Origin of the sequence: Micromonospora sp. NPDC049051 (assembly GCF_043197575.1) — a bacterium.
In the GTDB taxonomy this organism is placed as follows: domain Bacteria; phylum Actinomycetota; class Actinomycetes; order Mycobacteriales; family Micromonosporaceae; genus Micromonospora.
Map to the genome: position 1 here is coordinate 1 of NZ_JBICTL010000008.1, position 23,829 is coordinate 23,829.

The 23,829-nt window shown below is 72.8% G+C and carries 19 protein-coding genes; 9 read left to right on the forward strand and 10 right to left on the reverse strand.

Annotated features, from left to right (window positions below; translation table 11 throughout):
* Nucleotides 1-1,826: condensation domain-containing protein (locus ACGFIR_RS27430; RefSeq protein WP_393008205.1), on the forward strand; the 1,826-nt coding region annotated here is incomplete at its 5' end.
* A 90-nt stretch (nt 1,827-1,916) separates the two neighbouring features.
* Nucleotides 1,917-2,747 carry a peptidoglycan DD-metalloendopeptidase family protein gene (locus ACGFIR_RS27435; RefSeq protein ID WP_393008207.1) on the forward strand — a complete coding sequence of 277 codons (831 nt, stop codon included), beginning with the start codon at nt 1,917-1,919 and terminating at the stop codon, nt 2,745-2,747.
* Between the two features lie 138 nt (nt 2,748-2,885).
* Here the strand turns inward: ACGFIR_RS27435 and ACGFIR_RS27440 are convergent, their stop codons facing one another.
* Genes ACGFIR_RS27440 through ACGFIR_RS27450 form a run of 3 tightly spaced genes read right to left on the reverse strand, consistent with a single transcriptional unit; the run spans nt 2,886 to nt 5,912 of the window.
* Nucleotides 2,886-3,581, reverse strand: coding sequence for an HAD-IA family hydrolase (locus ACGFIR_RS27440; RefSeq protein WP_393008209.1), 696 nt, complete (start codon nt 3,579-3,581; stop codon nt 2,886-2,888).
* Nucleotides 3,582-3,618: 37 nt separating this feature from the next.
* Nucleotides 3,619-4,752 (reverse strand): Gfo/Idh/MocA family protein, encoded by a 1,134-nt coding sequence (locus ACGFIR_RS27445; protein WP_393008211.1) that lies wholly within the window; start codon nt 4,750-4,752, stop codon nt 3,619-3,621.
* Complete coding sequence (locus ACGFIR_RS27450) at nt 4,749-5,912, reverse strand: DegT/DnrJ/EryC1/StrS family aminotransferase (RefSeq protein ID WP_393008213.1); 1,164 nt, start codon at nt 5,910-5,912, stop codon at nt 4,749-4,751. The genes ACGFIR_RS27445 and ACGFIR_RS27450 overlap by 4 nt, the downstream gene beginning before the upstream one ends.
* Before the next feature lie 335 nt (nt 5,913-6,247).
* On the opposite strand from ACGFIR_RS27450, the gene ACGFIR_RS27455 reads away from it, so the two are divergent.
* The 4 genes from ACGFIR_RS27455 to ACGFIR_RS27470 all read left to right on the forward strand — a co-directional run bounded on the left by ACGFIR_RS27455 (nt 6,248) and on the right by ACGFIR_RS27470 (nt 8,640).
* Nucleotides 6,248-6,679, forward strand: coding sequence for a type II 3-dehydroquinate dehydratase (locus tag ACGFIR_RS27455; RefSeq protein ID WP_393008215.1), 432 nt, complete (start codon nt 6,248-6,250; stop codon nt 6,677-6,679).
* 91 nt (nt 6,680-6,770) lie between these two features.
* Entirely contained in the window at nt 6,771-7,124 is a 354-nt protein-coding gene (locus ACGFIR_RS27460) for a DoxX family protein (protein ID WP_393148038.1), read from the forward strand.
* An 8-nt stretch (nt 7,125-7,132) separates the two neighbouring features.
* The gene (locus ACGFIR_RS27465; protein WP_393008219.1) at nt 7,133-8,068 is read left to right on the forward strand and encodes an ROK family protein; all 936 of its coding nucleotides are present in this window, start codon (nt 7,133-7,135) and stop codon (nt 8,066-8,068) included.
* An 11-nt stretch (nt 8,069-8,079) separates the two neighbouring features.
* A complete protein-coding gene (locus ACGFIR_RS27470; protein WP_393008221.1) occupies nt 8,080-8,640 on the forward strand; it encodes an NADPH-dependent FMN reductase in 561 nt (186 codons plus the stop codon).
* Nucleotides 8,641-8,722: 82 nt separating this feature from the next.
* Here ACGFIR_RS27470 and ACGFIR_RS27475 read toward each other — a convergent pair whose 3' ends face one another.
* From ACGFIR_RS27475 to ACGFIR_RS27495, 5 genes are read right to left on the reverse strand one after another with little or no spacing between them, the layout of a single operon-like run.
* Nucleotides 8,723-10,231 (reverse strand): MFS transporter, encoded by a 1,509-nt coding sequence (locus tag ACGFIR_RS27475; RefSeq protein WP_393008223.1) that lies wholly within the window; start codon nt 10,229-10,231, stop codon nt 8,723-8,725.
* A complete protein-coding gene (locus ACGFIR_RS27480) occupies nt 10,228-12,051 on the reverse strand; it encodes an IucA/IucC family protein (RefSeq protein ID WP_393008225.1) in 1,824 nt (607 codons plus the stop codon). Before ACGFIR_RS27480 ends, ACGFIR_RS27475 begins: the two co-directional genes overlap by 4 nt.
* On the reverse strand, nt 12,048-12,614 hold the full coding sequence (locus ACGFIR_RS27485; RefSeq protein ID WP_393008417.1) for a GNAT family N-acetyltransferase: 567 nt from the start codon (nt 12,612-12,614) through the stop codon (nt 12,048-12,050). The genes ACGFIR_RS27480 and ACGFIR_RS27485 overlap by 4 nt, the downstream gene beginning before the upstream one ends.
* A 5-nt stretch (nt 12,615-12,619) precedes the next feature.
* The gene (locus ACGFIR_RS27490; protein ID WP_393008227.1) at nt 12,620-13,918 is read right to left on the reverse strand and encodes a lysine N(6)-hydroxylase/L-ornithine N(5)-oxygenase family protein; all 1,299 of its coding nucleotides are present in this window, start codon (nt 13,916-13,918) and stop codon (nt 12,620-12,622) included.
* A gap of 28 nt (nt 13,919-13,946) precedes the next feature.
* Nucleotides 13,947-15,503, reverse strand: coding sequence for a pyridoxal phosphate-dependent decarboxylase family protein (locus ACGFIR_RS27495; RefSeq protein ID WP_393008229.1), 1,557 nt, complete (start codon nt 15,501-15,503; stop codon nt 13,947-13,949).
* Between the two features lie 310 nt (nt 15,504-15,813).
* Between ACGFIR_RS27495 and ACGFIR_RS27500 the strand changes: the two genes are divergently transcribed.
* Nucleotides 15,814-17,895, forward strand: coding sequence for a penicillin acylase family protein (locus ACGFIR_RS27500; RefSeq protein ID WP_393008231.1), 2,082 nt, complete (start codon nt 15,814-15,816; stop codon nt 17,893-17,895).
* A 76-nt stretch (nt 17,896-17,971) separates the two neighbouring features.
* Here the strand turns inward: ACGFIR_RS27500 and ACGFIR_RS27505 are convergent, their stop codons facing one another.
* Entirely contained in the window at nt 17,972-19,426 is a 1,455-nt protein-coding gene (locus ACGFIR_RS27505) for a cellulase family glycosylhydrolase (protein WP_393008233.1), read from the reverse strand.
* A gap of 282 nt (nt 19,427-19,708) precedes the next feature.
* Nucleotides 19,709-20,944: a S8 family peptidase gene (locus ACGFIR_RS27510; protein ID WP_393008235.1), complete on the reverse strand. Its 1,236-nt coding sequence runs from the start codon at nt 20,942-20,944 to the stop codon at nt 19,709-19,711.
* A gap of 268 nt (nt 20,945-21,212) precedes the next feature.
* Between ACGFIR_RS27510 and ACGFIR_RS27515 the strand changes: the two genes are divergently transcribed.
* Entirely contained in the window at nt 21,213-22,313 is a 1,101-nt protein-coding gene (locus ACGFIR_RS27515; RefSeq protein ID WP_393008237.1) for a cellulose binding domain-containing protein, read from the forward strand.
* A 482-nt stretch (nt 22,314-22,795) separates the two neighbouring features.
* Entirely contained in the window at nt 22,796-23,662 is an 867-nt protein-coding gene (locus ACGFIR_RS27520; protein ID WP_393008239.1) for a hypothetical protein, read from the forward strand.
* Nucleotides 23,663-23,829 lie beyond the last annotated feature (167 nt).

The window sequence follows — 23,829 nt, forward strand, 5'->3', positions numbered from 1 at the left end:
CCACCCTCGAACAACACCCCGACGTCGGCACCGCCGTCGTCACCCGCCGCGAAGACCAAGGCATCGCCCGACTCGTCGGCTACGTCACCGGACGCCACGGCCGCACCCCCGCCACCGCAGAGCTACGCGACCACGCCGCCGCCATACTCCCGCCCTACATGGTCCCCGCCGTCATCATGATCCTCGACCGCTTCCCCACCGGCGGCACCGGAAAGATCAACCGAAAGGCACTACCGGAGCCGGGCTCGCAGCGCCCCGACCTCGGCGTGGCCTACGTCGAGGCCGCCACCGACGAGGAACGAATGGTCACGGGCGTGTTCGCCGCCGTACTCGGCATCGAACCCGTCGGCACCCGGGACAGCTTCTTCGCCCTCGGCGGCACCTCCCTGCAATCCGCCGCCGTCGCCGCCGCCATCGACGAGGCCGCCGACGTCGTCGTACCCGTCTCGCAGATCCACCGCACGCCCACCCCGCACGACCTGGCCCGGTGGCTCACCACCGCGCCCCGCCGCCCCGCCGCCGAAGAGGCACCGCCCGTCGCCGGCCGCCCCGCCGCGACCGGCCCCGTCCCGCTGACCCTGGCGGTCGGCAAGTTCGTCTGGCTCCCCTTCGACCTGGTCTGTCCGACCACCTGGTGGATCGAGGGCGACCTGGACCTACGCGCCCTGATGGCCGCCATGGGCGACGTCCACCGCCGCCACGAGGCCCTCCACGCCCGCTACCGACGCACCGACCCACCCGTCGCCATCATCCCGCCCAACCCCGGCATGCCACAGCTACGCCTACTCACCGACGCCACCACCGAACAAGACGCCCTCGACCAACTCGCCGACGCCGTCCAACAACCACTCGACTACACCCAGGGCCGCAACTGGCGCGCCGCCCTCATCCGCAACAAGACCACCAAACGAATCCTGTTCGGCATCGGCATCCACCACATCGCCTTCGACGGCTGGTCACACACCCTGCTCGTACGCGACCTCAGCCACGCCTACACCGCGCGCCAGGCCGGCCAGGCACCCGTGTGGGACCGCCCCGCGCCCACCCTGCGCCAGTTCTTCGACGAGCACACCCGCCTGCGCAACGCCACCGACCTCGACGCGCAGCGGGCGTACTGGCGCGAGCAGTTGCGCGGACTCACCCGCCAGGGCGAGGGCCGGCCCCAGGAACTGCTGGAGCAGACCCCGACCTGGGGCCCCAAGACCGGGCACATCGTCGCCGTCACCCCCGAGGTGCTGGACCGCTGGGACCGGGCCGCCCGCGAACAGCGGTTCAGCCGCTCCACCTACTTCGCCGCCGCCTACGCCTCGGCGCTGCGCACCATCCACCAGCAGGACGACATCGCCATGCTGATGATCGTCGCCCAGCGCGGCAGCCGGATCCTCGACTCCACCTTCACGAGCAGGATCAGCAACAACTGCCTCCGGGTCCGGTTCGACGGCCCGGAGCAGAACCTGCTGCGGGCCGTCCAGCAGACGGCGGACGGGCTGATGGCCGCCCAGGACGTCTCCTTCCTGGAGATGACCACCGACCCGGTCCTCGGCATGTCCCGCGAGGTGGCCAACAGCCTGCCCTCCTTCGCGTACCAGGACAACCTCGTCCTCCCGCTGGAGCTGCCCGGCTGCCGCACCGAGGAGGTCGTCGAGCCGTACGCCCGGGAGTGGTCGGGCGCCTGTGTCGCCGAGGTGCTGCCCGGCGACAGGGGCACCCTCCTGCGCGTCACCGTCCGTACCGACCTGGTCCCCGCCCCCGTCGCCGAGATCCTGGCCACCGACATGCTGCGCTTCCTGGAAGCCGGGCCCGAGAGCGTCGCCGGGACGCACTGAGAACGCGGTGGCGGTCCCGTCCCGACCGGCCGGCTGAACCGCATCGGCGTGTATCGCGACGGCCCCGCTGGGGCTAGCATCACGCTGTCGATGATGATCGATTGCCCGCCCCCGGCGGGCCAGTCGGAGGTGAGTTCCCTGCGCCGCACAACGCAGACCCTGATCGCTGTCCTGGTCTCCTGTCTGACCGTGGCCCTGGCGGCGGTGCCGGCACACGCCGCCGCCCAGGTCAGGGTGTACGTACCCAGCGGGCTCCCGCTGAACATCCGCAACGCCCCGGCGCTGAGCGGCGCGGTGATCGGCAGTATCCCCAACGGCAACACCGTCACCATCACCTGCCACGTGCGCGGGGACTCCGTCCAGGGATTCGCCGGCGTCACCAACATCTGGAACAAGCTCTCGGGCGGCGGGTGGGTCACCGACGGATTCCTGGAGACCGGCTCGAACGGCCCGGTCGTCCCGCTCTGCGGCAGCTCCGCCCAGTTCAAGCTGCCGTTCGCCGCCGGACGTGCCTACCCGATCACCCAGGCGGCGGGCAGCAGCTTCTCCCACAACGACGCCTACAACCGGCACGCCATCGACTTCGGCATGCCGGTGGGCGTGCCGATCCTCGCGTCCGCCGCGGGCACCATCCGCTTCGAGGGCTGGGCGGGCGGCGGTGGGATCATGGCGCTCGTCGACCACGGCAACAACCGGTGCTCCCAGTACGCCCACCTGAGTGCCACGATCATCAACAACGGTGACCGCGTGGCGCAGGGGCAGCGGATCGGCACCTCCGGGGCGACCGGCAACGTGACCGGCCCGCACCTGCACTGGAACATCGTCAACTGCGACACGCAGACCAGCCGCGAGATCCCCAACAGCGTCGAGGTCGGCACCAACTACGTGGTGGGTACGGCGCCGGTCAGCCAGAACGGCTGAACCGACCCGACCGGCCACGCCGGACACCCCGGGCGGGCTGGGACTCCACACGGTGTCCCAGCCCGACGCCCCGAGGCGGGGCGGGCCCGGCGCACGACCGGTCCGCTCCGGTCACGACGGGGAACGGATGAACGGGTCTCAGTGGACGAGGGCTGCCGGGCAGTGCGCGAGGAGCTCCGTCGGGGCGTGCACGACCAGGTCGGGGCCGGCGGCGAGCAGCGCGGCGACGTCCCCGCCGTGCCAGGTGGTGGCGACCGCGGTCGCCCCGGCGTCCCGACCGCTGAGCAGGTCGATCACCGCGTCGCCCACCATCATGGCCTGGTGCGGCGGCACGTCGAGGTGGCCCAGCGCCTGGAGCACGATGTCCGGGGCGGGCTTGGGGCGGGCCACCTCGTCGGAGCCGATCACCTGGCCGAAGAGGCCCAGCACGCCGAGCTGGTCGAGCAGGGACCGGGCCCGGGGGCCGGCCTTGCCGGTGGCGACCGCCATCCGGATGCCCCGCGCGTGCAGCGTCTCCAGGGTCTCGCGTACGCCGGGGAAGAGCGGCACCAGGTGGGCCATCCGGTAGCTCTCGCGGACGAACGGCTCCTCCATCTCCAGCGGCAGCCCCATCAGGCGCATGATGTCCGGGAAGTACCGGCCCATGTGCCGGTTGTACTCCTCGAACGGCGCCGGCCCGTCGCCCACCACCTCGGCGTACGCGATGCTGAACGCCTCCCGCATGACGGCCGAACTGTCGACGATGACGCCGTCGAGGTCGAACACGACCGCGCGGATCGGGCCGCGCGCCGGCGACGGCGGGGTCACCTCGACGGTGGATGATGGATGGCTCATGGCTGCTCCCGGAAGCGGTTGGGGCCGACGGTGGATCTCACCCGTCGCGACGACCCGCCAGCGCGTGCTGCCGCTCCGGCCTGGTGGGCCGGGCGGACTGGTAGATCCGTTCGATGATGTCGATGGTCCGACGGGCCTCGGCGACGGCCGCGCCCCGGGCCGCCGGGTCGGCGAGCAGCCCTGGCAGGGCGTCGAGCTGGCGGTCGTACTCGGCGCCGATCGGCTCCTCGGCCAACGGCAGCCGGACGGTCTCGCCGGCGCGGGTACGCGTCAGCACCGGCGTCGGCTCCCGGTTGGGGCTGAAGCCGAACGTGCAGCGCAGCGTCGCCGATCCGGCCGCGCCGTGCACGGTGACGGTGGTGCGGTCCAGCGACTCGTGCGAGGCCCAGCAGGCGTGCAGGGCGACCGAGGCCCCGTCGGCGGTGACCAGGAAGCCCCGCGCGGTGTCCTCGACGTCGCCGGGAACGTGGCCGGCGGTGTCGGCCTCGCTGCGCCAGGCGGCGTGGGCCGCGCTGTCGTTGACGAAGTCGTCGGAGACGCTGCCGACGGCGTGGGTGACGCGGGCCGGGCCGAGCAGCGGCAGCACCGTGTCGAGCAGGTGCCAGCCGAGGTCCACCAGCGCGCCCCCGCCGGAGAGGTCGCGGCGGGTGAACCAGCCGCCCGCGTCGGGCACCCCCCGGGCGCGGACCCAGGCCACGTCGACGTGCCGGATCGGGCCCAGCCCGCCGGCCACGTCGACCAGCGCCCGGATGTCGGCCCGGTAGCGGGCGGCACTGCCGGCCAGCAGCACCGCGTCGCCGTCGCGTTCCGCGTCGGCCAGCATGCCCGCCTCGGCGGAGGTCAGGCAGACCGGCTTCTCCAGGAACACCGGTACGCCCCGGCGCAGCAGCCGGACGGCGACGGCGGCGTGCAGGTGGTTCGGTACGGCGACCACCGCCAGGTCGACCGCCCCGGCCGGAAGGTCCTCGACGTCGGCGTACGCGGACGCGACGTGGTGGGCGTCGCGGGCCCGGTCGCGGACCCCGGGCTGCGGGTCGACCACGGCGACCACCTCGAAGCCGGGGTGCGCGGCGAGCCGGGGCAGCCAGATCTCCCGCCCGGCCCAGCCGAGGCCGACCACCGCGACCCGCACCGGTCGGTCGGACGCGACGGACGGGGGCAGGGCCGTCATCCGGCGAGGATGTCGGCGAGCACGGCGGCGATCTCGTGCATCTGCTGCTCCGTGCCGAGCAGGGTGCGGTGGTGCAGCCAGACGCAGTCGGAGTGGATCTGCTCGACGTTGGGGCAGCGGGCCGCGATCGCCTCGACCGACTCGTCGGGCGCGCCGGCCTTCCAGAAGCCCTCGCACCGGTAGATCGCCCGGAACGCCACGAACGCCGGAACGCCGCGGGCGATGAGCGCGTCCACCACGGCGCGGCGGCGCTCGATGCTGATCCCGGGGATGCGGAACATCGCCATGTAGTGCGGGTTGCGGTCGGTACGCGGGTCGGTGGTCTGCGGGACGACACCGGGGATCTCGGCGAGCAGGCGCGACAGCAGCGGCCAGCGCTGCTCGCGCAGCGCGATCTGCCCGTCGAGGCGGGCCAGCTGGGCGCGCAGCACGGCGGCGGTGAACTCGCCCATCCGGTAGTTCGAGCCGGTGGTGCCATGCAGGTAGTCCCGGTCGGTGCGGGGCCGGCCGCAGCTGTGCACGAGGAACGCCCGCTCGCGCAGCTCCTCGTCGGGGAAGACGACCGCCCCGCCCTCGCCGGCGGTCATGAGCTTGCCGTTCTGGAAGCTGAAGGCGGCCACCGAGCCGAGCGCCCCGGCCCGCTTGCCCTGCCACTGCGCGCCGTGGGCGTGCGCCGCGTCCTGCAGCAGCGCCACGCCGGCGTCGGCGGCGAGCTTGTCGAGCGCGTCCATGTCGGCGAACTGCCCGGCCATGTGCACCGGCATGATCACCTTGGTACGGGGGGTGATCGCGGCCTCGACGGCGGCCGGGTCGATGCAGTAGGTGTCCAGGTCGACGTCGACCGGCACGGCGACCGCGCCGAGGCGCTGGGCGGCCAGCGAGGACGAGATGAACGTGAAGGCCGGGACGATCACCTCCGTACCCGGTCCGACGCCGAGCACCTCCAGCGCGACCTCGAGGGCGTGGGTGCCGTTGGTGACGGCAAGCGCGTGCGGGCTGCCGTGGTAGTCACCGAACTCCTGTTCGAAGGAGTCGACCTCGCTGCCGCCCATCCGCCACCACTGGCCCTGTTCGAGCGCGCGGATCAGTCCGGTCCGCTCCTCGTCGCCGTACTGCGGCCACTCGGGGAACTCCGACACCGTCGAGGGCTGACCACTCATGACTTCCCACTTCCCAACTCGGGCAGACCAGGGGCTTCGCCGGACCATCGGGCGGGACGACCCGAAACCGCCGGTACGCGGTCCGGCCCATCGGGGCGCCGGATGGCCGGTTCGCGGTAGGAGACGCTTCCGTTGGAGCCGGCGGCGTCGCTTCAGCAGGGAGGACGGTAACCGAAGCGGATGCGCGGTCACCGCCCCTAACAGCCCCTAGCCACCCCTTAGTCCGCCCGCGTCACGGCCGCCGCCGGTTCGCCCGGGGCCGTGGGCGTAGTAAGACTGCGGTGGACCAGATCATCGGGCCTTGCGGGACAGGGCCGTGCCCCGCGAGGTGAAGTGTGTCGGACGTGCTGCTGCTGAACGGCCCGAACCTGGGCATCCTCGGCCGGCGGGAACCGGAGGTCTACGGCACCGACACCCTGGCCGACATCGAGCGCGCCGTCGGCGAGGAGGTCGCCGCCCGGGGCTGGGGCGTGGTGGCCGAGCAGCACGACTGCGAGGGTGCGCTGATCCACGCGATCCAGAACAGCTACGACACCGTGGGCGCCATCGTGAACCCGGGCGCCCTCATGATTGCGGGCTGGAGCCTGCGCGACGCGCTGGCCAACTATCCCCGGCCCTTCGTCGAGGTGCACCTGTCGAACGTCTGGGCCCGGGAGAGCTTCCGGCACGATTCGGTGATCGCCCCGCTGGCCAGCGGCGTCATCGTCGGGCTGGGGTCGCTGGGCTACCGGCTGGCCGCCCGCGCCCTCGTCGCGACCGTCCGATGACGACCGGACACCCCGCCCGCCGGTGCCGTCGGCGCCGCCACGTCAGCGGTACGGTCGTCCGCACGTCCCGACTCTTCCCGAAGGACCTCACGTGCACATTCCCGTTCTCGTCCTGACCCTCATCCTCGCCGCGGTGTTCGTGGGCACCGCCGTGCCGAAGCTCACCGGGCAGGCACAGATGCGCGAGCGGATGGACCACCTCGGCGTCTCGCCCGGGCTGACCCGCGTGCTGGGGGTGCTGGAACTCGCCGCGGTCGCCGGGCTGCTGCTCGGCCTGCTCTGGCCGCCGCTGGGCGTCGCGGCGGCGATCGGTCTCGCCCTGCAGATGGTGGGCGCGGTCGTCTACCACGCCCGGGCGAAGGACCCGGCCGCGATGACCCTGACGCCGGTGATCTTCGCGGTGGCCGCCCTGGCGCTCGTCTACCTGCACGTGCGGCTGGGCTGAGGCCGGGCGTGTCCGGTCCGCAGCGCCGCGGCGGCGTACTGGGCGTCGACGTCGGTGGCACCAAGGTCGCCCTACGCGCGGAGGCGCCCGGACGGCCGGCGTACGACCGGACCTTCCGCTGGCCCCACGGCGCCGACCCGGCCGCCGACCTGGCGGTGCTGGCCGCCGAGGTGGACCGGCTGCGCGACGGGTGGGGACCGGTGGACGCGGTCGGGGTGGCGATGCCGGCGACCACGGACCCGACGGGCACCGTCACCACCTGGCCCGGGCGGCCCGGCTGGGTGGGGCTCGACCTCACCGGCGCGCTGCGCCGCCTCTTTCCCGACGCGGCGACCGCCGTCGCCGACGACGGTGATCTCGCCGCGCTCGCCGAGGCCCGGCGCGCCGGCGCGGACGACGTGGTCTACCTGGGCGTCGGCACCGGGATCGGCGGCGGCGTGGTGCTGGCCGGACGGTCGGTGCCCGGCCGTTCGTCCGCCGAGATCGGTCACGTGGTCGTCGCCCTCGACGGCGAGCGCTGCGACTGCGGCCGGCACGGCTGTCTCCAGTCGATCGCGTCCGGGCCCGCCACCCTGCGCCGGGCCGGTGCCGGACGTGGCGGCGAGGTGAGCTTCGACGACCTGCGGGCGGGGCTGGACGGGCGCGAGCCCTGGGCGGTGGCGGCGGTCGACGCGAGTTGCCGGGCGCTGGCGGCGGCGGTGGTGAGCCTCGGCGAGCTGCTGGATCCCGCGCTGGCCATCGTGGGCGGCGGGTTCGCCGCCGGCCTGCCCGGCTTCGTGCCGCTCGTCGCGGAGCGGGCCCGCTCCGCCGGCCGGCCCGGGCGGCCGGCGCCACCGGTGCGCCCCGCCGCCCTCGGCGCCTTGTCGTCCCTGCACGGCGCGGTGGAGCTGGCCCGTGACCTGACGGGCCCGCCGGCCCCCGCGCGTCCCACCCCCACCTCGTAGAGGAGATCAGCATGGTCAGGATCGGCGTCATCGTCGGCAGCACGCGGCCCGGCCGCAAGGCCGACGCCGTGGCCCGCTGGGTGCACGACATCGCCGCCAAGCGGGGCGACGCCACGGTCGAGCTGGTCGACATCGCCGACTACGCCCTGCCGCACTTCGACGAGATGCTGCCGCCCTCGATGGCGCCGTCGAGGCGCCCCGCCGTACGCCGCTGGGCGACGACGGTCGCCCGGTGCGACGGCTTCGTCTTCGTCACCCCGGAGTACAACCACTCCATCCCGGGCGCGCTGAAGGACGCCGTCGACTTCCTGTACCAGGAGTGGCAGCACGCCGCCGCCGGCTTCGTCAGCTACGGCGTGCACGGCGGCACCCGGGCGGCGGAGCACCTGCGGCTGGTGCTCGGGCAGCTCGGTGTGGCCGACGTCCGGTCCCAGGTCGCGCTCTCCCTGACGACCGACTTCGTCAACTTCCGCGACTTCCGGCCCGCGGCGCACCACGAGCAGGCCGTCGGAACCATGCTCGACGAGGTGGTCGCCTGGGCCGGCGCGCTGCGGACGCTGCGCCGGCCCTGACGCCGGCACGCAGTGCGGCAGTGCCGCAGTGCGGCAGCGTCAGGCGTCAGTGCGCCGGAGCGGAACCGCCAGCGGGCCGGCGTCAGCCGGCCCGCTCGGCCCGCAGCAGCAGCGCGGCGGCGACGCAGCCACCCGCGAAGACGGCCACGGCGCCGACCGTCTGACCGGTCTCCAGTGCGGAGCGGAACGCGGCGGCGACCGCCGCGCGCTCCGGCTCGCTCCGCGCGGCGGCCAGCGCGGCGGGGAAGGACCCGGCGCCGGCCACGGCGGCCGGCAGCAGGGCCGCGAACCGGGCGTTGAGGATGGCACCGAGCACGGCGATGCCGAGGCTGCTGCCGACCTCCGTCATGGTGCCGTCCACCCCCGCGCCGGCCCCGGCCTTCTCCGGCGGGATCGCGCTCAGCACGGCCTCGACGATGGCCGGGTTGGCCACGGCGCAGCCGGCGCCCATGATCAGTAGGCCCGGCAGCAGTACCCCGTAGCTGTCCGACGGGGCGTGGGTGATCAGGGCGAGACCACCGGCGAGCAGCGTCATGCCGAGGGCGATCGACCACGCCAGCCCGAGCCGGCGGATCACCCGCGCGGCGATCCCGCCCAGGTTCAGCACGACGATGGAGAGCGCGAACGGCATCATCCGCAGCCCCGCCTCCCAGGCCGGGTAGCCGCGGACGAACTGCAGGTGCTGGGTCAGCAGGAACAGCGCGCCGGTGGCCCCGAAGGTGATCAGGACGACCCCGGAGACCGCGCCCACGAAGCGCGGATTGCGGAAGAAGTGCATGTCCAGCATGGGATCGGCGACCCGCCGCTCCCAGGCCACGAAGGCGGCGAGCAGGAGCACCCCGGCGACCGCCGTGCCGAGCACCGGGGCGGCGGTCCAGCCCTGCTCCGGCCCGGCGATGATCGCGTAGACGACCCCGGTCAGGCCGGTCGTGGAGAGCAGCACCCCGCCCAGGTCGAGGCGGCTGCCGGACGGCTGGCGCCACTCGGGCACCAGCGCCCACGCCGCCACCAGGCAGACCAGCACGATCGGGACGTTGACCAGGAAGATCGCCCCCCACGGCAGGTGGGCGAGGATGAGCCCACCGAAGGGCGGCCCGGCCGCGAACCCCAGGGCGCTCGCCGCCGCCCAGAGGCCGATCGCCCGGGTCCGCTCGGCGCCGTCGAAGACCTGCATCGCCACCGCGAGGGTGGCGGTGACCAGCAGCGCGCCGCCGACGCCCATGCCGGCGCGGGCCGCGATCAGCTGCCCGCTGGACTGGGCGAGCCCGGCGGCCAGCGAGCCGAGCCCGAACAGCACGAGCCCGGCCAGCAGCATCCGGCGGCGGCCGTACCGGTCGGCGGCGCTGCCCGCGGTGAGCAGCAGCCCGCACTGCACCAGCGCGTACGCGTTGATCATCCACTGCACGTCGGCGGTGCTGGCGGCCAGTTCGGTCGTGAGCACGGGGATCGCCACGGTCAGCACCGTGTTGTCGAGCACCACGGTGACCTGGGCGAGGCAGAGTACGACGAGGATCAGCCACCGGCCGCGTACCCGGCCGTCCCCGCCGTCGGCCGGTGCCCCGGCGGCCGGCGCGAGCGACGTGGCCGTCATCGCGCGGCCGGGGCGAAGCGGGCGATGGGGTTGGTCAGGTTGCCGACCAGTTGCAGGGCGGCCGAGGGGTCGGCCAGGTCGACCATCTGCTGGTTGTTACGCAGCTGGAGCCGGTTCAGGCAGGACAGCGCGAACTCCGGGGCGAACAGGTCGTAGCGTCGCAACCGCTCGGCGAGGTGCGGGACGCTGTCGGCGTAGTCGATCGCGCACTCGGCGACCGTCCGCCAGAAGGTCTCCTCGTCCAGCACGTCCTCGGTGACCAGGATGGCGCTGAGGTAGCGCAGGAAGCAGTCGAAGACGTCGGTGAAGATGGACAGCAGCTTCATGTCCTCCGGCACGTCGGCCCGGACCCGCCGGACCGGCGGGGGCAGGTCGGCGTCGGGGTCCATGACCACGATCTCCTCGGCGATGTCCTTGAAGATCGCCCGTTCGACCGTTGCGCCGTCCAGGACGAGGATGACGTTCTCGCCGTGCGGCATGAAGGCCAGGTCGTGGGCGTAGAAGCTGTGCAGCAGCGGGGTGAGGTAGGCGTCGAGGTAGCGGCGCAGCCACACCTGCGGCGCCAGCCCCGAGCGGGCGATCAGCGCGGCGGCGAACGAGCGGCCGTCGCGGTCGGTGTGCAGCAGGGACGCCATGGTGGCCAGCCGCCGGCCCGGCGCCAGGGTGGGCACCGGGCTCTCCCGCCACAGGGCCGCCAGCATCTTGCGGTACGGGGAGTACCGGTCGGTGGCCGCCTCGTACTCCAGGTGCCGGTACCCGACGGCGGCCCGCTCCCGGATGATCGTCAGGCCGGTGCCCTTGAGGACCTCGTCGCCGTCGATGAGGTCGGCGAGCCAGTCGTTGATGGCCGGGGTGGCCTCCATGTACGCGGCCGACAGCCCTCGCATGAAGCCCATGTTCAGCACGGACATCGCCGTCTTGACGTAGTGCCGGGACGGGTCGGTGACGTTGAAGAAGGTGCGGATGGACTGCTGGGCGAGGTACTCGTCGGGGCCGGGGCCGAGGCAGACGAGCCGGCGCTGCGCCACCTCGGCGGCGAAGGTGACGGAGATCTTGTTCCACCACTGCCACGGGTGCACCGGGACGAGCAGGTAGTCGGCCGGGTCGAGGCCGAGCCCGGTGAGGGTGTCCGCGAACCCGGCGAGGGTGTCGTCGCCGAGTTCCGCGCGGATCAGCGTGTCGTAGTCGAGGTCGGCGGCGCAGGTGAAGGTCGTCCGGTCGCGGTGGGCGGCCAGCCAGATCAGCCGCACCGGGTTGCCGGCCTCCGGGGCGTACGCGTGGTATTCGTGGATGCCGAAGCCGATGCGGCCGTTGTTGGCGACGAAGCCGGGGTGGCCCTCGGTCATCTGGGTCTCGATGGCCTGGAAGTCCGCCTCGGCGAGGTCGGCGGCGCTGACCGCCGGCTTGTCGAGCTTGTACGCGGTGCTGGCCAGGGTGGAGCTGATCTCCTCCAGGTAGACGGGGAGGATCTGGTCGGTGAGGCCGAGCGCGCCGCGCAGGTCGAGGCAGAACTCCAGCGCGTCCAGCGGCAGCTCGGTGTCGCCACGGTGCCGGGTGATGCTGTCGGCGTCGATCCGCCAGTGGTCGAGGGCCAGCAGGCTCGCGGTGAAGCGGTAGACGACCTCGCCGTCGTCGCCGCGCACCTGGTACCGGCGTGCGGCGGTGGCCGGGTCGGCGGGGACGGGCTCGTCGGCGGGCACGGGCTCGGGCGCGAGGAGCCGCTCGTGGGCGAACTCGGCCAGCGCCTTGCGGACCAGCAGCCGGTTGGCCTGGGCCCAGTTCGCGGGCGTCAGGTGGGCCACGGATGCGAGCGGGTTCACGCGGGCACGTCTCCTCGGGTTGCGGCGTGGAACTGGTCACGGGTGCAGACGCTGAGCAGCGCGTCCTTCTCGGGCTTGCGGATCGGGCCGACGACGGTGAAGCCGACGGCCGCGTTGAGCGCGTGCACCGCCGTGTTGCGCACGTCGGGCTCCACGACGACCCGGCGGGTGGCCGGGTCGGCGAAGAGCCATGCCATCACGGTGGTGATCACCGCCAGGGTGAAGCCGTGCACCGGCGCGTCGGCGGGCGCGCAGAGGAAGTGCATGCCGACGTCGCCGTCGGCCGCGTCGTACAGGCCGACGAGTTCGACGTGGGCGGGGTCGTACCGCTCGGCGAGGAAGGCCGGGCGGCCCTCGTGCAGGCCGATGAACGCGTCGTGGTGCGGGTGCGCGGCGATCCGCCGGTACTCCTCGGCGACCCGGGTCACGTCGGCGTCCTGCATGAGCCAGAACGCCGCCTTCGGGTGGGTCACCCAGCGGTGCAGCAGCGGCGCGTCGGCGTCCGGGTCGAGCGTACGCAGGGTGAACTCGCCGAGCCGCTCGTCGACCCGGCGGTGGACCATCTCGGTCACGACGCGGCCCCGGCCGGCACGCCGAACTCCTGGAAGGCGATGCCCTTCTCGATCGGGTAGTGCTCGCGGCCGAGCAGTTCCCGGATGATCCACGAGTTGCGGTACGGGCCCATGCCCAGGTCGGGCGAGGTGACGCTGTGCGTGTGGGTGCCGGCGTTCTGTAGGAAGATGCCGCGTCCGGTGTGGTCGATGCTGTAGTTGCGGGCCACGTCGAAGCGCCCGTGCGCGTCCCAGCGGATCCGGTCGCGTACCGGCTCCAGGAACTCCGGTACGCGGTAGTGGTAGCCGGTGGCCAGCACCAGCCCCTCGGTGTCCAGGGTGAGGTCGCGCCCCTGCTCGACGTGGTGCAGGCCCAGCGTGTACGTGCCGCCCGGCTCGTCGTAGGTGGCGGTGGTCAGCTCGGTGTTGGTCAGCAGCCGGGTGCGTACGGGACCGGCGAGGCTCTTGGCGTAGAGCAGGTCGTAGATCTCGTTGATCAGGTCGGCGTTGATGCCCTTGAACAGCCCCTTCTGCGCGGACTCCAGCCGGTAGCGGGTGGGCTCCGGCAGGGCGTGGAAGTAGTCCACGTAGTCCGGCGAGGTCATCTCCAGGGTGAGCTTGGTGTATTCGAGGGGGAAGAACCGGGGCGAGCGGGTCACCCAGTTGAGCTGGTAGCCGCACGTGTCGATGTCGCTGAGCAGGTCGTGGTAGATCTCGGCCGCGCTCTGCCCGCTGCCGATCACGGTGATGCTCCGCTTCGCGCGCAGCGCCGCCCGCCGCTCCAGGTACCGCGAGTTGTGGATCACGTCGCCGCCGAGCCCCGCGCAGGCGTCCGGCACGTACGGCGGGGTGCCGGTGCCGAGCACCAGGTGCCGGGCCCGGTAGGTGACCGATTCTCCCGTGGCCGTGACCGTGACCCGCACCGTGTAGTGCTCGTCGGCCGGGTCGAACTCGACGGCGGTGACCTGCTGTCCGTACCGGACGCTGCTCAGCTTGCCGGCGGCCCAGCGACAGTAGTCGTCGTACTCGCTGCGCAGCGGGAAGAAGCTCTCCCGGATGTAGAACGGGTACAGCCGCCCGGACTCCTTGAGGTAGCTGAGGAAGGAGTACGGCGAGGTCGGGTCGGCGAGCGTGACGAGGTCGGCGATGAACGGCGTCTGGAGCCGGGTCGACTCCAGCAGCATCCCGGGGTGCCAGCTGATGCTCTCCCGCGCCTCCAGGAAGATGCCGTCGAGGTCGTCGATCGGCTCGGTCAGGCAGGCCAGGCCCAGGTTGTACGGGCCCAGCCCGACGGCGATGAAGTCGTGGGTCGACATGTGGTTCTCCGATGCGGGATGGGGATCGTCAGCCGACGGGGCAGGACAGCTCGACGGTGGCCCTGGTCTGCGCGTACCAGCCGGCGTGTTCGGCGACGAGGTCGAGGACGTGGGCGATGTCGTCCAGCGTGGTCTCGGGGTTGAGCAGGGTGATCTTGAGGTAGTGCGCGCCGTCGACCTTGGTGCCGGCGACGAGGCCGGCGCCGGAGGCCGCCAGCGCCTCGCGGGCGTACAGGTTGGCGTCGTCGACGACCTCCCGTCCGGCGGCGGCCGGCAGGTAGCGGAAGACCACGGTGCTCAGTTGCGAGCGGGTCACCACCTCGAAGCGGGGGTCCTCGGTGAGCAACTGCCACGCGGCGGCGGCGCGGTCGACCACCTCGTCGAAGAGCTCGCCGATCGCGTCCGGCCCCATGATCCGCAGGGTCAGCCAGAGCTTGAGGGCGTCGAAGCGGCGGGTGGTCTGGATGCTCTTGTCGACCTGGTTGGGGATGCGCTGCTCGACCATCCGGGCCGGGTTGAGGTAGTCGGCGTGCCAGGTGGCGTGCCGCAGCACACGCCGGTCGCGTACCAGCAGCGCGCTGGAGCTGACCGGCTGGAAGAACGACTTGTGGTAGTCGACGGTGACCGAGTCGGCCCGCTCGATGCCGTCGAGCAGGTGCCGCCGGGTCGGCGACACCAGCAGCCCGCAGCCGTACGCGGCGTCGACGTGCAGCCACACGCCGGCGGCGGCGCAGATGTCGGCGATCTGCGGCAGCGGGTCGATGGTGCCGAAGTCGGTGGTGCCGCCGGTGGCGACGACGGCCATCACCACCAGCTCCTCCTCCCGGCACCGGGCGATCTCCCGGGCCAGGTCGGCCGTACGCATCCGCCGGTCGGCGTCGGTGGGCACGGTGAGGACGGCCTCGGCGCCGAGGCCGAGCATCTTGGCGGCCTTCTGCACGCTGAAGTGCCCGGCCGCCGAGGTGATGATGCGCAGCCGGGACAGCAGCTCCGGGCGGGACTGCCGCTCGGTGGCCCGGCCGACGAGGTTCGCGCAGGTCTCCTCGCGGGCCAGCAGCATCGCCTGGAGGTTGGACTGGGTGCCGCCGCTGGTGAAGATGCCGTCGGCAGCCGGGCCGAGGCCGATCCGGTCGGTGGTCCAGTCGACGAGCCGGCGTTCGATCAGGGTGCCGCCGGCGCTCTGGTCCCAGGTGTCCAGCGAGGAGTTGACGGCGCTGAGCACCGCCTCCCCGAGCAGCGCGGGGATCACCACCGGGCAGTTGAGGTGCGCCAGGTAGCGGGGGTGGTGGAAGTAGACGGCGTCACGCAGGTAGACGTCGTGCAGTTCGTCGAGGGCGGCGCCGCTGTCGCCCAGTGGCCGGTCCAGGTCGATGCCGGCGATCCGCGGGGCCAGCTCGTCCGGTGTCACGCCGGTGAACGGCCGGTCCACCTCGGCCACCCGGGCCGCCACCCGGCCGATCCCCTCGGTCAGCACCCGCCGGTACTCCTCGACCGTGCCGGCGGTGAACAGGTGGGCGCGGGCACCCTCCGACCCGGGGGTCACTCCGGTCGAAGGCACCTGGACGGTGGGTCCGGGCAGGCTCATGCGGGTCCTCAGCGGTCGGGAATGGACGGACGGGGCAGGATGGCGGGATGTCACCAGCCGCCCGCAGTCGGTGATCGAGCGAGCTTAGGTTACCCTAACCTAAGCTCGTGTCAATATCGCTCCCCACATTGAGCGATATCACTCAACTCGACGCCTCGTCGGCGCCCGGGCGCCCGTCGCCCTGAGCACCAGGGCCGCCCGGTTCCGCTGCACGCACCCGCCAGGTAAGGTCGGCCCCGGTTAGGGGAGGGTAGCCTAAGTTGACATTCCTGTGGCAGGTGGCGCGACCGCCCATTCGCGAGGCACGACGATGACCGGCGTCTATCGTGACCGGTGGGGAATCCCACACCTGCGCGCCGACAGCGCCGACGGGCTCGCCCGGTTGCAGGGGCGGGTCGCGGCCGTCGACCGGACCTGGCAGATCGAAGTGGAACGGTGGCGTTCGGAGGGTCGGCTCGCCGAGCACGTCGGCCCGGCCGAACTGGGCTGGGACGTCTTCGCCCGCCGGGCCCGCCTCGACGACACCGCCCGGCGCTGCTTCGAGCGGCTCGCCCCCGCCACCCGACGGTGGGTGACGGCGTACGTCGACGGGGTGAACGAGGGGCTGGCCGAGGGCGCCGCCGCGGCACCCGAGTTCGCGGCGGTCGGCTGCGTCCCGGGCCGGTGGCGGCCGTGGTCCCCGCTGGGTGTCTTCCTCGTCCAGCACATCCTCTTCTCCACCTTCCCCACCAAGCTGTGGCACGCCCACGTCGCCGCCACCCTCGGCCCGTCGGCGGTCGACCTGTTCGCCGTCGAGGGCCCCGGCGGATCGGGCAGCAACGCGTGGGCCGTGCCCGGTGACCCCGGCACCGAACGGGCGCCGCTCGTCGCCGGCGACCCGCACCGCGTCCTCGAACTGCCCGGCATCTACCAGCAGGTGCGCCTCGCCTGCCCCGAGTTCGACGTGTTCGGCTTCGCCTTCCCCGGCGTCCCCGGCCTCCCCCACTTCGGGCACGCCGGCGACGTCGCCTGGGCCGTCACCAACGCCATGGCCGACTACCAGGACCTCTACCGCGAAGAGTTGCGCCACGACGGCGAACGCGTCCTGGTCCGCGAGGCGGACGGCTGGGTGCCGGCGCACCGGCACGTCGAGCGGATCGAGGTCCGCGGCGGCGAACCCCGGTCCGTCGAAGTGATCGAGACGCCACGCGGGCCCGTCGTCGACCACGACCGGGGCACCGGCGAGGCGATCAGCCTGCGCGTGCCCAGCCGGGTCGAGCAGCGCCTGGGCTTCAACGCGCTGCTGCCGCTGCTGCGGGCCCGCAGCGCCGACGACGTCGCCAACGCCCTGCGCGACTGGGTCGAGCCGGTCAACAGCGTCCTCGTCGCCGACCGGCACGGCACCGTCCACCAACTGGTCGCCGGGCTCGTCCCGCTGCGCGACGAGCGGTGCCGCCGGGAGCCGGTGCCCGGCGCGGATCCGCGGTACCACTGGCACGGCGGCTACGCCGAGCCGCGCCGCAGCACCGTCGACGGGTTCGCCGTCTGCGCCAACGACCGCCGCCCCGACGTGGCGGACCTGGGCAGCGGTTTCGCCCCGCCGCACCGGGCCCGCCGCATCCGTGCCCTGCTCGCCGACGGGGTCCGGGCGGAGGCCGTACACATGGACACCCGGCTGGAGACCGGGGCGCTGCGCGGCGTGCTCGACCGGCTCGACCCCGGCGGCCTCAGCGAGCCGGCGCGGCGCCTGCGGGACCGGCTGACCACGTGGGACGGCCGGATGGGGGCCGAGAGCACCGACGCCGGCGCCTGGGCCGCGTGGCGCGCGGCGCTGGCCCGCCGGCTGTACGACCACCCGTGCCTGCGCCCCCTGCACGAGACCCCCGGCGCGTTCGACGGCCTCTTCGCGCCGTGGACCGACCCGCTGTCGCGCATCGGGCACGCCCTCGACGGGGTGGCCACCGGGCTGCACCGCCTGGGCGGTGAGATCGGCCCGGTGGCGGCCGGCGCGCTCGAGGATGTCGCGGCGGGCGACCCGCCCGGGCCGTGGGGCCGGCGCCACGTACTGCACCCCGTCCACCTCGGCGTGGCGCCGGCCGTCGACGAGGCGGTACGGGCCATGCGCGAGCGGGTCACGCTGGCCGGCGACGGCGACTGCGTGCTCGCCACGTCGAGCGTGCCCGGCGTGTCCGACGCCTGCTGGCGGGGCCCGGTGGCCCGCTACGTGTGGGACCTGACCGACCGCGCGCGGAGCCGCTGGATCGTCCCCTTCGGCGCGTCCGGGCGACCCGGCGACCCGCACTTCGACGACCAACTGCCCCTGTGGGCCGGCGGCGAACTGGTTCCGGTGGTCACCGACTGGCGGGAACTGACCCGGGAACGGCGCGAGTCGGAGCACGCCGCACCGGCCTGAGTGGACGGCCCGGATCGCACCGGAGCGACGCGCGAGGCCCCGCCGGATGCGACGGGGCCTCGCGGGAGCGGGTCGGTCAGGACGTGGGGAAGTTGTCCGGCGTACGGATGCGCTCGCGCAGGAGGGCGCCCGACTGGGTGAGCACGTCCGGGCCGGTGTACGTGCTGCCGGCGCAGGTGCCCGGCCGCAGCGCGGCGCTGCCCTCGGCCTTGTCCGAGTAGGTCCAGTTCGCGTAGCTGATCTTCAGCCGGTCCAGCAGGTCGATCCAGGCGTTGCTGCTGGCGACGTCGACCCCGCCGTCACCGGTGTAGTCCACCGTGCCGAACTCGGTGACGAACAGCGGCAGCCGGGCGGCGGCCCGCTCCACCTCGGCGCGGTAGTTGTCCCGGTGGGACGCGGCGTAGAAGTGGAACGTGTACATGACGTTCGTCGCGTTCACCGGGTTGTTGATGACCTCGTTGGCGTTCGAGCCGTCGGAGACGCCCAGCGAGGACCAGCCCCGGGTGCCGACCACGACGACCGCGTCGGGGTCGTTGGCGCGGATGACCGGGATGACCTGCTCGGCGTAGCTCTTGATGGTCGCCCAGCTGACGCCGTTGGGCTCGTTGGCGATCTCGTAGACGACGTTCTTCTTGGCGGCGTTGCGGGCCGAGACGGCGGCGAAGAACGTCTTGGCCCGGTCGAGGTTGTACATCGGGTCGCCCGGCGTCAGGGTGTGGAAGTCGATCAACGCGTACATGCCGCGCTGCTCGGCCTCGTCGACCAGGGTGTTGACCCGGTTGGTGAACCCGGGCGGGTCGGTCTCGTAGCCGTCCTCCTGCACGTACATGGCGATCCGCAGCAGGTCGGCCCGCCAGTCGTCGGCGAGCGCGTCGAGCGAGGCGTCGTTGAGGCAGTGGGCGAACCACTGGATGCCGTGGCTGCTCATGCCCCGCAGTTGGATCGGCCGGCCGTACTGGTTGCACAGGTTGACCCCGCACACCCGCAGCTGTCCGTTGATCGCGACCGGGGTCTGACCGTCGGGCGGCGGGGTCGTGGGCGGCGGCGTGGTCGGCGGTGGCATGGTCGGCGGCGGGGTCGTGGGCGGCGGCGTGGTCGGCGTGGTCGCGCCGGTGCAGGCGGTGCCGTTCAGGGTGAACGTCGTCGGCGCCGGGTTGGCGCCACTCCAGGTGCCGTTGAACCCGATGCTGGTCGACGCGCCGGACGCCAGCGCGCCGTTCCAGCTCACGTTGCGCGCGGTGACGGCGGCGCCGGTCTGGCTCCAGGTCGCCGACCAGCCCTGGCCGACGCGCTGGCCGGCGTCGGGGAAGGCGAAGCCGAGTGTCCACCCGTCGACCGCGTCGCCCAGGTTCCTGATCGTGATGTTGGCGGTGAAGCCACCGGCCCAGCTGTTGGTGGTGTAGGTGACGGCGCAGCCGGTGGCGGCCTGGGCGTCGGCGGCCGGTACGGCGGCCGAGGCCGCGACGGTCAGCGCGCCGAGGGCGCCGGCCATGAGCAGGGTGCGCCGGGACGGGCGCGGTAGGAACTTCATGCGGGTGCCTTCGCTTCCGATGGGTGGTGGGAGTGCGGCAGCGCGGGGGCGGCGGGACGCCACGTCCGCCCGGACGGGTGCGCAGCTCGTACGCCGGCGGCCCGACGGACGGGAGCGCCAGCCGGGAGGCCCGCGGCACACCCTGCCCACGGGGCCGGGAGCGCTCCCATGACGCAGCCTAGGCGGGCCGGCCCGCCATTCGCAACATGGACGTACGTCGACCTCCACACACGCCGGCCCCGGGACGCGGACGCCCCGGGGCCGGTGTGCCGACGGTGTCGGTCAGAAGGTGGGAGCCAGGTAGAGCAGGCGGTTCGGCGAACCGGTGCCGGGGCTGGTGATCACGTTCGTGGTGGCCTGGCTGACCAGGTACGAGTGCACCTGCGCGGGCGTCCAGCTCGGGTTGACACTGAGCACCCGGGCTGCCGCGCCGGCGACGTGCGGCGAGGCCATCGAGGTGCCGCTGATGGTGTTCGTGGCCGTGTTGCTGGTGTACCAGGCCGACAGGACGCTCACGCCCGGAGCGAACAGGTCGGTGCAGGTGCCCCAGTTGGAGAACGAGGCGCGCGCGTCGTTGCTCTGCGAGGCGTTGACGGTCAGCGCGGTCGGCACCGAGGCCGGCGAGAAGTTGCAGGCGTTGGCGTTCGAGTTGCCGGAGGCCACCGCGTAGGTGATGCCGTCGGCGATCGAGTTCGCGACCGCGGTGTTCAGGGACGTGTTGGTGGAGCCGCCGAGGCTCATGTTCGCCACCGCCGGCTGACCGGCCTGGTGGTTCGAGGTGACCCAGTTGATGCCGGCGATGACCTGCGCCCAGGTACCACTGCCCGAGCAGTTCAGCACCCGGACGGCCACCAGCCGGACGTTCTTGGCCACACCGTAGGTGTCGCCGCCGACGGTGCCCGCGACGTGCGTGCCGTGGCCGTTGCAGTCGGCGGCCGGCAGCGCGTTGTCGATCGCGTCGTAGCCGTCGACGGCCTGGCCGTTGAAGTCGTTGTGGCTGGTCAGGATGCCGGTGTCGATGATGTACGCCGTCACGCCGGTGCCGCTGCTGTTGTAGGTGTAGGTGCGGCTGAGCGGCAGGGCCCGCTGGTCGATGCGGTCCAGGCCCCACGGCGGGTTGTTCTGCGTGGCCGCCAGCGACACGGTGTGGTTCTGCTCGACGTAGGCGACGTCGGGGTGCGCGGCGAGGCGCTTGGCGGCCCGCTCGGACAGCTTCACCTCGAAGCCGTTGAGCGCGTCACCGTAGACGTGCCCGACACTGCCGCCGAAGCGCGCGGCGAGCGAGCCGGCGGTGCTCTTCACCTCGCCCTGGCGGGTGCCGGCGCGGCCCCCGACGCTGGTGTCCTTGAGTACCACGATGTAGCTGTCGGCCACGGCGGTCGCGCCACCGGCACCGCGGATCTCACCGGTGGCCGCGGCCGCCGCCGGTGCGCCGATCATGGTGGTGACCATGGCGGCGCTGGCGAACACGCTGGCCGCAGCGGCGAGGGCACGCCGATGAGTGCGGGGGAATGTCATACCCCGGTCCTCCTACTGTGGTGGCCCGCGGGCGGCTTGTGGCACACCCGACAGGCGGTCTGGACGTTGACCAAAACCTTAGCCAGCACATTCATGATCGTAAATCTTGTTGATGTTCACGATATGAGGACGATGTTGAGAAAAGTATTCGTGAATACCTTGCGTGAGTAAGGATTCCATTGAGAAGCGTCTACTTTCCTGGTTGACTGCGGAGGGAGCACCGGGCCGTCACACATCCGTCTCGACCTGCGACAGGAGTTCCTCCACCATGCTCCGAAGGCCCCTGCTCCACGCCCTGCTCGCCGCCCTGGCGGCGATCCCCCTCGCCCTCGCCGCCGGGCTCACCGCCCCCTCCCCCGCCCTGCCGTCGGCCGCCGCGCCGGTGCGGGTGATGCCGCTGGGCGACTCGATCACCGGCTCGCCCGGCTGCTGGCGCGCCGCGCTCTGGAACCGCCTCCAGTCCACCGGGTACACCGACGTCGACTTCGTCGGCACGCTCGGCCCGCAGGGATGCGGCGAGCCCTACGACGGCGACAACGAGGGCCACGGCGGCTACCTGGTGACCAACGTGGCCAACCAGAACCTGCTGCCGGGGTGGCTCGCCGCCACCCGACCCGACATCGTCCTCATGCACTTCGGCACCAACGACGTGTGGAGCAACATCGCGCCCGCCACGATCCTCGCCGCGTACGGCCGGTTGGTGGAGCAGATGCGCGCCGCCAACCCGGCGACGAAGGTCCTCGTCGCGAAGATCATTCCCATGGCGCCGCCCACGTGCCCCGAGTGCGGCCAACGGGTGACGGCCCTCAACGCCGCGATCGACGGATGGGCGGCGGCGACCACCACCCCGGGCTCGCCGGTGGTGGTGGTCGACCAGTGGACCGGGTTCGACACGGCCACCGACACCTACGACGGCGTGCACCCGAACGCCTCCGGCGACCGGAAGATGGCCGACCGGTGGTACCCGGCCCTGACCGCGGCGCTGGGCGGCGTCACCCCGACGCCGACCGCCACCCCGACGCTCACGCCGACCGGCGGCCCGACGGCCACGCCGACCGCTCCCGCCGCCGGATGCACCGCGAGCTACCGCGTGGTGGGCCAGTGGCAGGGCGGCTTCCAGGGCGAGGTGACGGTACGCAACTCCGGCGCCGCGCCGCTCTCCGGCTGGACCGCCCGCTTCGCCTTCGCCGACGGGCAGCGGGTCACCCAGTCCTGGAACGCCCAGCTGTCGCAGAGCGGGGCCGAGGTCACCGCCCGCAACGTCGACTGGAACGGCGCCCTCGCCCCGGGCGCGCAGGCCACCTTCGGCTTCCTCGCCAGCACCTCGGGCGGCACCGCCGCCGGACCGGCGAGCTGCACGACCCCCTGACGCGGAAGCCACCGGTCGGGCCGGCGAGCTGCACGAATCCCTGACGCGCCAGCCACCGGCCGGACCGGCGCGGTCGGCCCGGAAGTTCCGCAGGCTTCCGGGCCGACCGGCGACGGAGACGACAGGCCCGGCCCGACGCGGAGGAGCGGCGTCCCATAGCTCGGTGTCGCCCACATCTCGCCCCTCAGTTTGGTGATCCTCATCACACGCCCGCAACCGGCGGCCGATCCGGCCGAAACCCCGCTGCCACACAACGGAATTCCCTTTCGCCGGCCCGGATCCACGCCCTCGGCAGCACCCCGGCGACCAGGCGTCTCGATACGTACCGATCCGTAACTCGCACGCAGAGTCACGCGCGGCGCCCCCGCCGGCGAGTGACGGTCTCCGCCGGCTCCGCCGCACCCCATCACGGTTTGCGGCGCTCACTACCCTGATCGTTGATCCCGTGCCCGGGCACACGTCGACATCGATAAGGGCTTCACATGAGCGACAGTTACCCTCCGTACGGAGGGCAGCAGCCGGACCCGAACGTCACCCCCTGGAGCGGACCGCCGGCCCCGCAGCAGGGCGGATACCCGGGTTACGGGCAGCCAGCGCAGGCGCCGCAGTTCGGTGCTCCCTTCCCGCCGCCGAAGAAGTCGAACAAGGGTCTGATCATCGGGCTCGTCGCCGGCGCGGTGGTCCTCGTCCTCGCCATCTGCGGTGCCGGCATCGGCCTCATCCTCGTCAGCGGTGACGACGACGAGCCCACCACGGTCACGAGTGCCGCCCCCACCGCGGGCCCCGACGCCACCGGCACCCCCGGCCCGGACGCCTCCCCCACCCCGGACCAGCAGCAGACGCAGGAGCCCAGCAACAACGCGGTGACCGCCCGCTACTCCAGCGACCTGTCCAACGTCTGCGACGGCGGCCAGATCCTGAACGCCGCCCCCTACACCGGCCCGTCCGGCGCCAAGGCGTACACGTTCTCGAACAACCCCGACCGGCTGACCTTCTGGTCGTCGAAGTCCATCGCCTCGAACAAGCCGTACTACGCCAAGAGCGCCGACTTCACGACCGTGTCGGTGGTCGGCTGCCTCAAGTTCGTGGAGGGCAGCGAGGGCGCGCCGAAGAAGTGCCAGTACAAGGACAGCTCCGACAAGCAGGTCACCATCGACTACATCTCGTCGCGCTACACCATGACCTTCTACGCCGCGAAGACCGGCGAGAAGATCGGCGACGGCGGCACCATCAGCGCCCCGGCGGCGCGCTGCCCGAGCTTCATCTCGTACAACAAGACCACCATGCGGTCGTACGCCTCGCCGGACTCCGGCAGCATCGAGGCCGCCCTGGACAAGTTCCTGTCCTGACCGACGCGACGACGGTGGGGAGGGACGCGCGGCGTCCCTCCCCACCGTCGTTCGCCCCTCGGCAGCGGCTGACGGCGTCCCACCGGTGGATGCCGACGCGGTCGTGACGCCGGTGCTCCGACGACTGCGGGGCCGCCCCGTCCGAAGACGGTGCGGCCCCGCGGTCG

Excerpts from the sequence above, each read along its gene's own strand:
- ACGFIR_RS27435 (WP_393008207.1), top strand. The coding sequence starts at position 1,917 with ATGATGATCGATTGCCCGCCCCCGGCGGGCCAGTCGGAGGTGAGTTCC.
- ACGFIR_RS27440 (WP_393008209.1), bottom strand. The coding sequence starts at position 3,581 with ATGAGCCATCCATCATCCACCGTCGAGGTGACCCCGCCGTCGCCGGCG.
- ACGFIR_RS27445 (WP_393008211.1), bottom strand. The coding sequence starts at position 4,752 with ATGACGGCCCTGCCCCCGTCCGTCGCGTCCGACCGACCGGTGCGGGTC.
- ACGFIR_RS27450 (WP_393008213.1), bottom strand. The coding sequence starts at position 5,912 with ATGAGTGGTCAGCCCTCGACGGTGTCGGAGTTCCCCGAGTGGCCGCAG.
- ACGFIR_RS27470 (WP_393008221.1), top strand. The coding sequence starts at position 8,080 with ATGGTCAGGATCGGCGTCATCGTCGGCAGCACGCGGCCCGGCCGCAAG.
- ACGFIR_RS27475 (WP_393008223.1), bottom strand. The coding sequence starts at position 10,231 with ATGACGGCCACGTCGCTCGCGCCGGCCGCCGGGGCACCGGCCGACGGC.
- ACGFIR_RS27485 (WP_393008417.1), bottom strand. The coding sequence starts at position 12,614 with ATGGTCCACCGCCGGGTCGACGAGCGGCTCGGCGAGTTCACCCTGCGT.
- ACGFIR_RS27490 (WP_393008227.1), bottom strand. The coding sequence starts at position 13,918 with ATGTCGACCCACGACTTCATCGCCGTCGGGCTGGGCCCGTACAACCTG.
- ACGFIR_RS27495 (WP_393008229.1), bottom strand. The coding sequence starts at position 15,503 with ATGAGCCTGCCCGGACCCACCGTCCAGGTGCCTTCGACCGGAGTGACC.
- ACGFIR_RS27500 (WP_393008231.1), top strand. The coding sequence starts at position 15,814 with ATGACCGGCGTCTATCGTGACCGGTGGGGAATCCCACACCTGCGCGCC.
- ACGFIR_RS27505 (WP_393008233.1), bottom strand. The coding sequence starts at position 19,426 with ATGAAGTTCCTACCGCGCCCGTCCCGGCGCACCCTGCTCATGGCCGGC.
- ACGFIR_RS27510 (WP_393008235.1), bottom strand. The coding sequence starts at position 20,944 with ATGACATTCCCCCGCACTCATCGGCGTGCCCTCGCCGCTGCGGCCAGC.
- ACGFIR_RS27515 (WP_393008237.1), top strand. The coding sequence starts at position 21,213 with ATGCTCCGAAGGCCCCTGCTCCACGCCCTGCTCGCCGCCCTGGCGGCG.
- ACGFIR_RS27520 (WP_393008239.1), top strand. The coding sequence starts at position 22,796 with ATGAGCGACAGTTACCCTCCGTACGGAGGGCAGCAGCCGGACCCGAAC.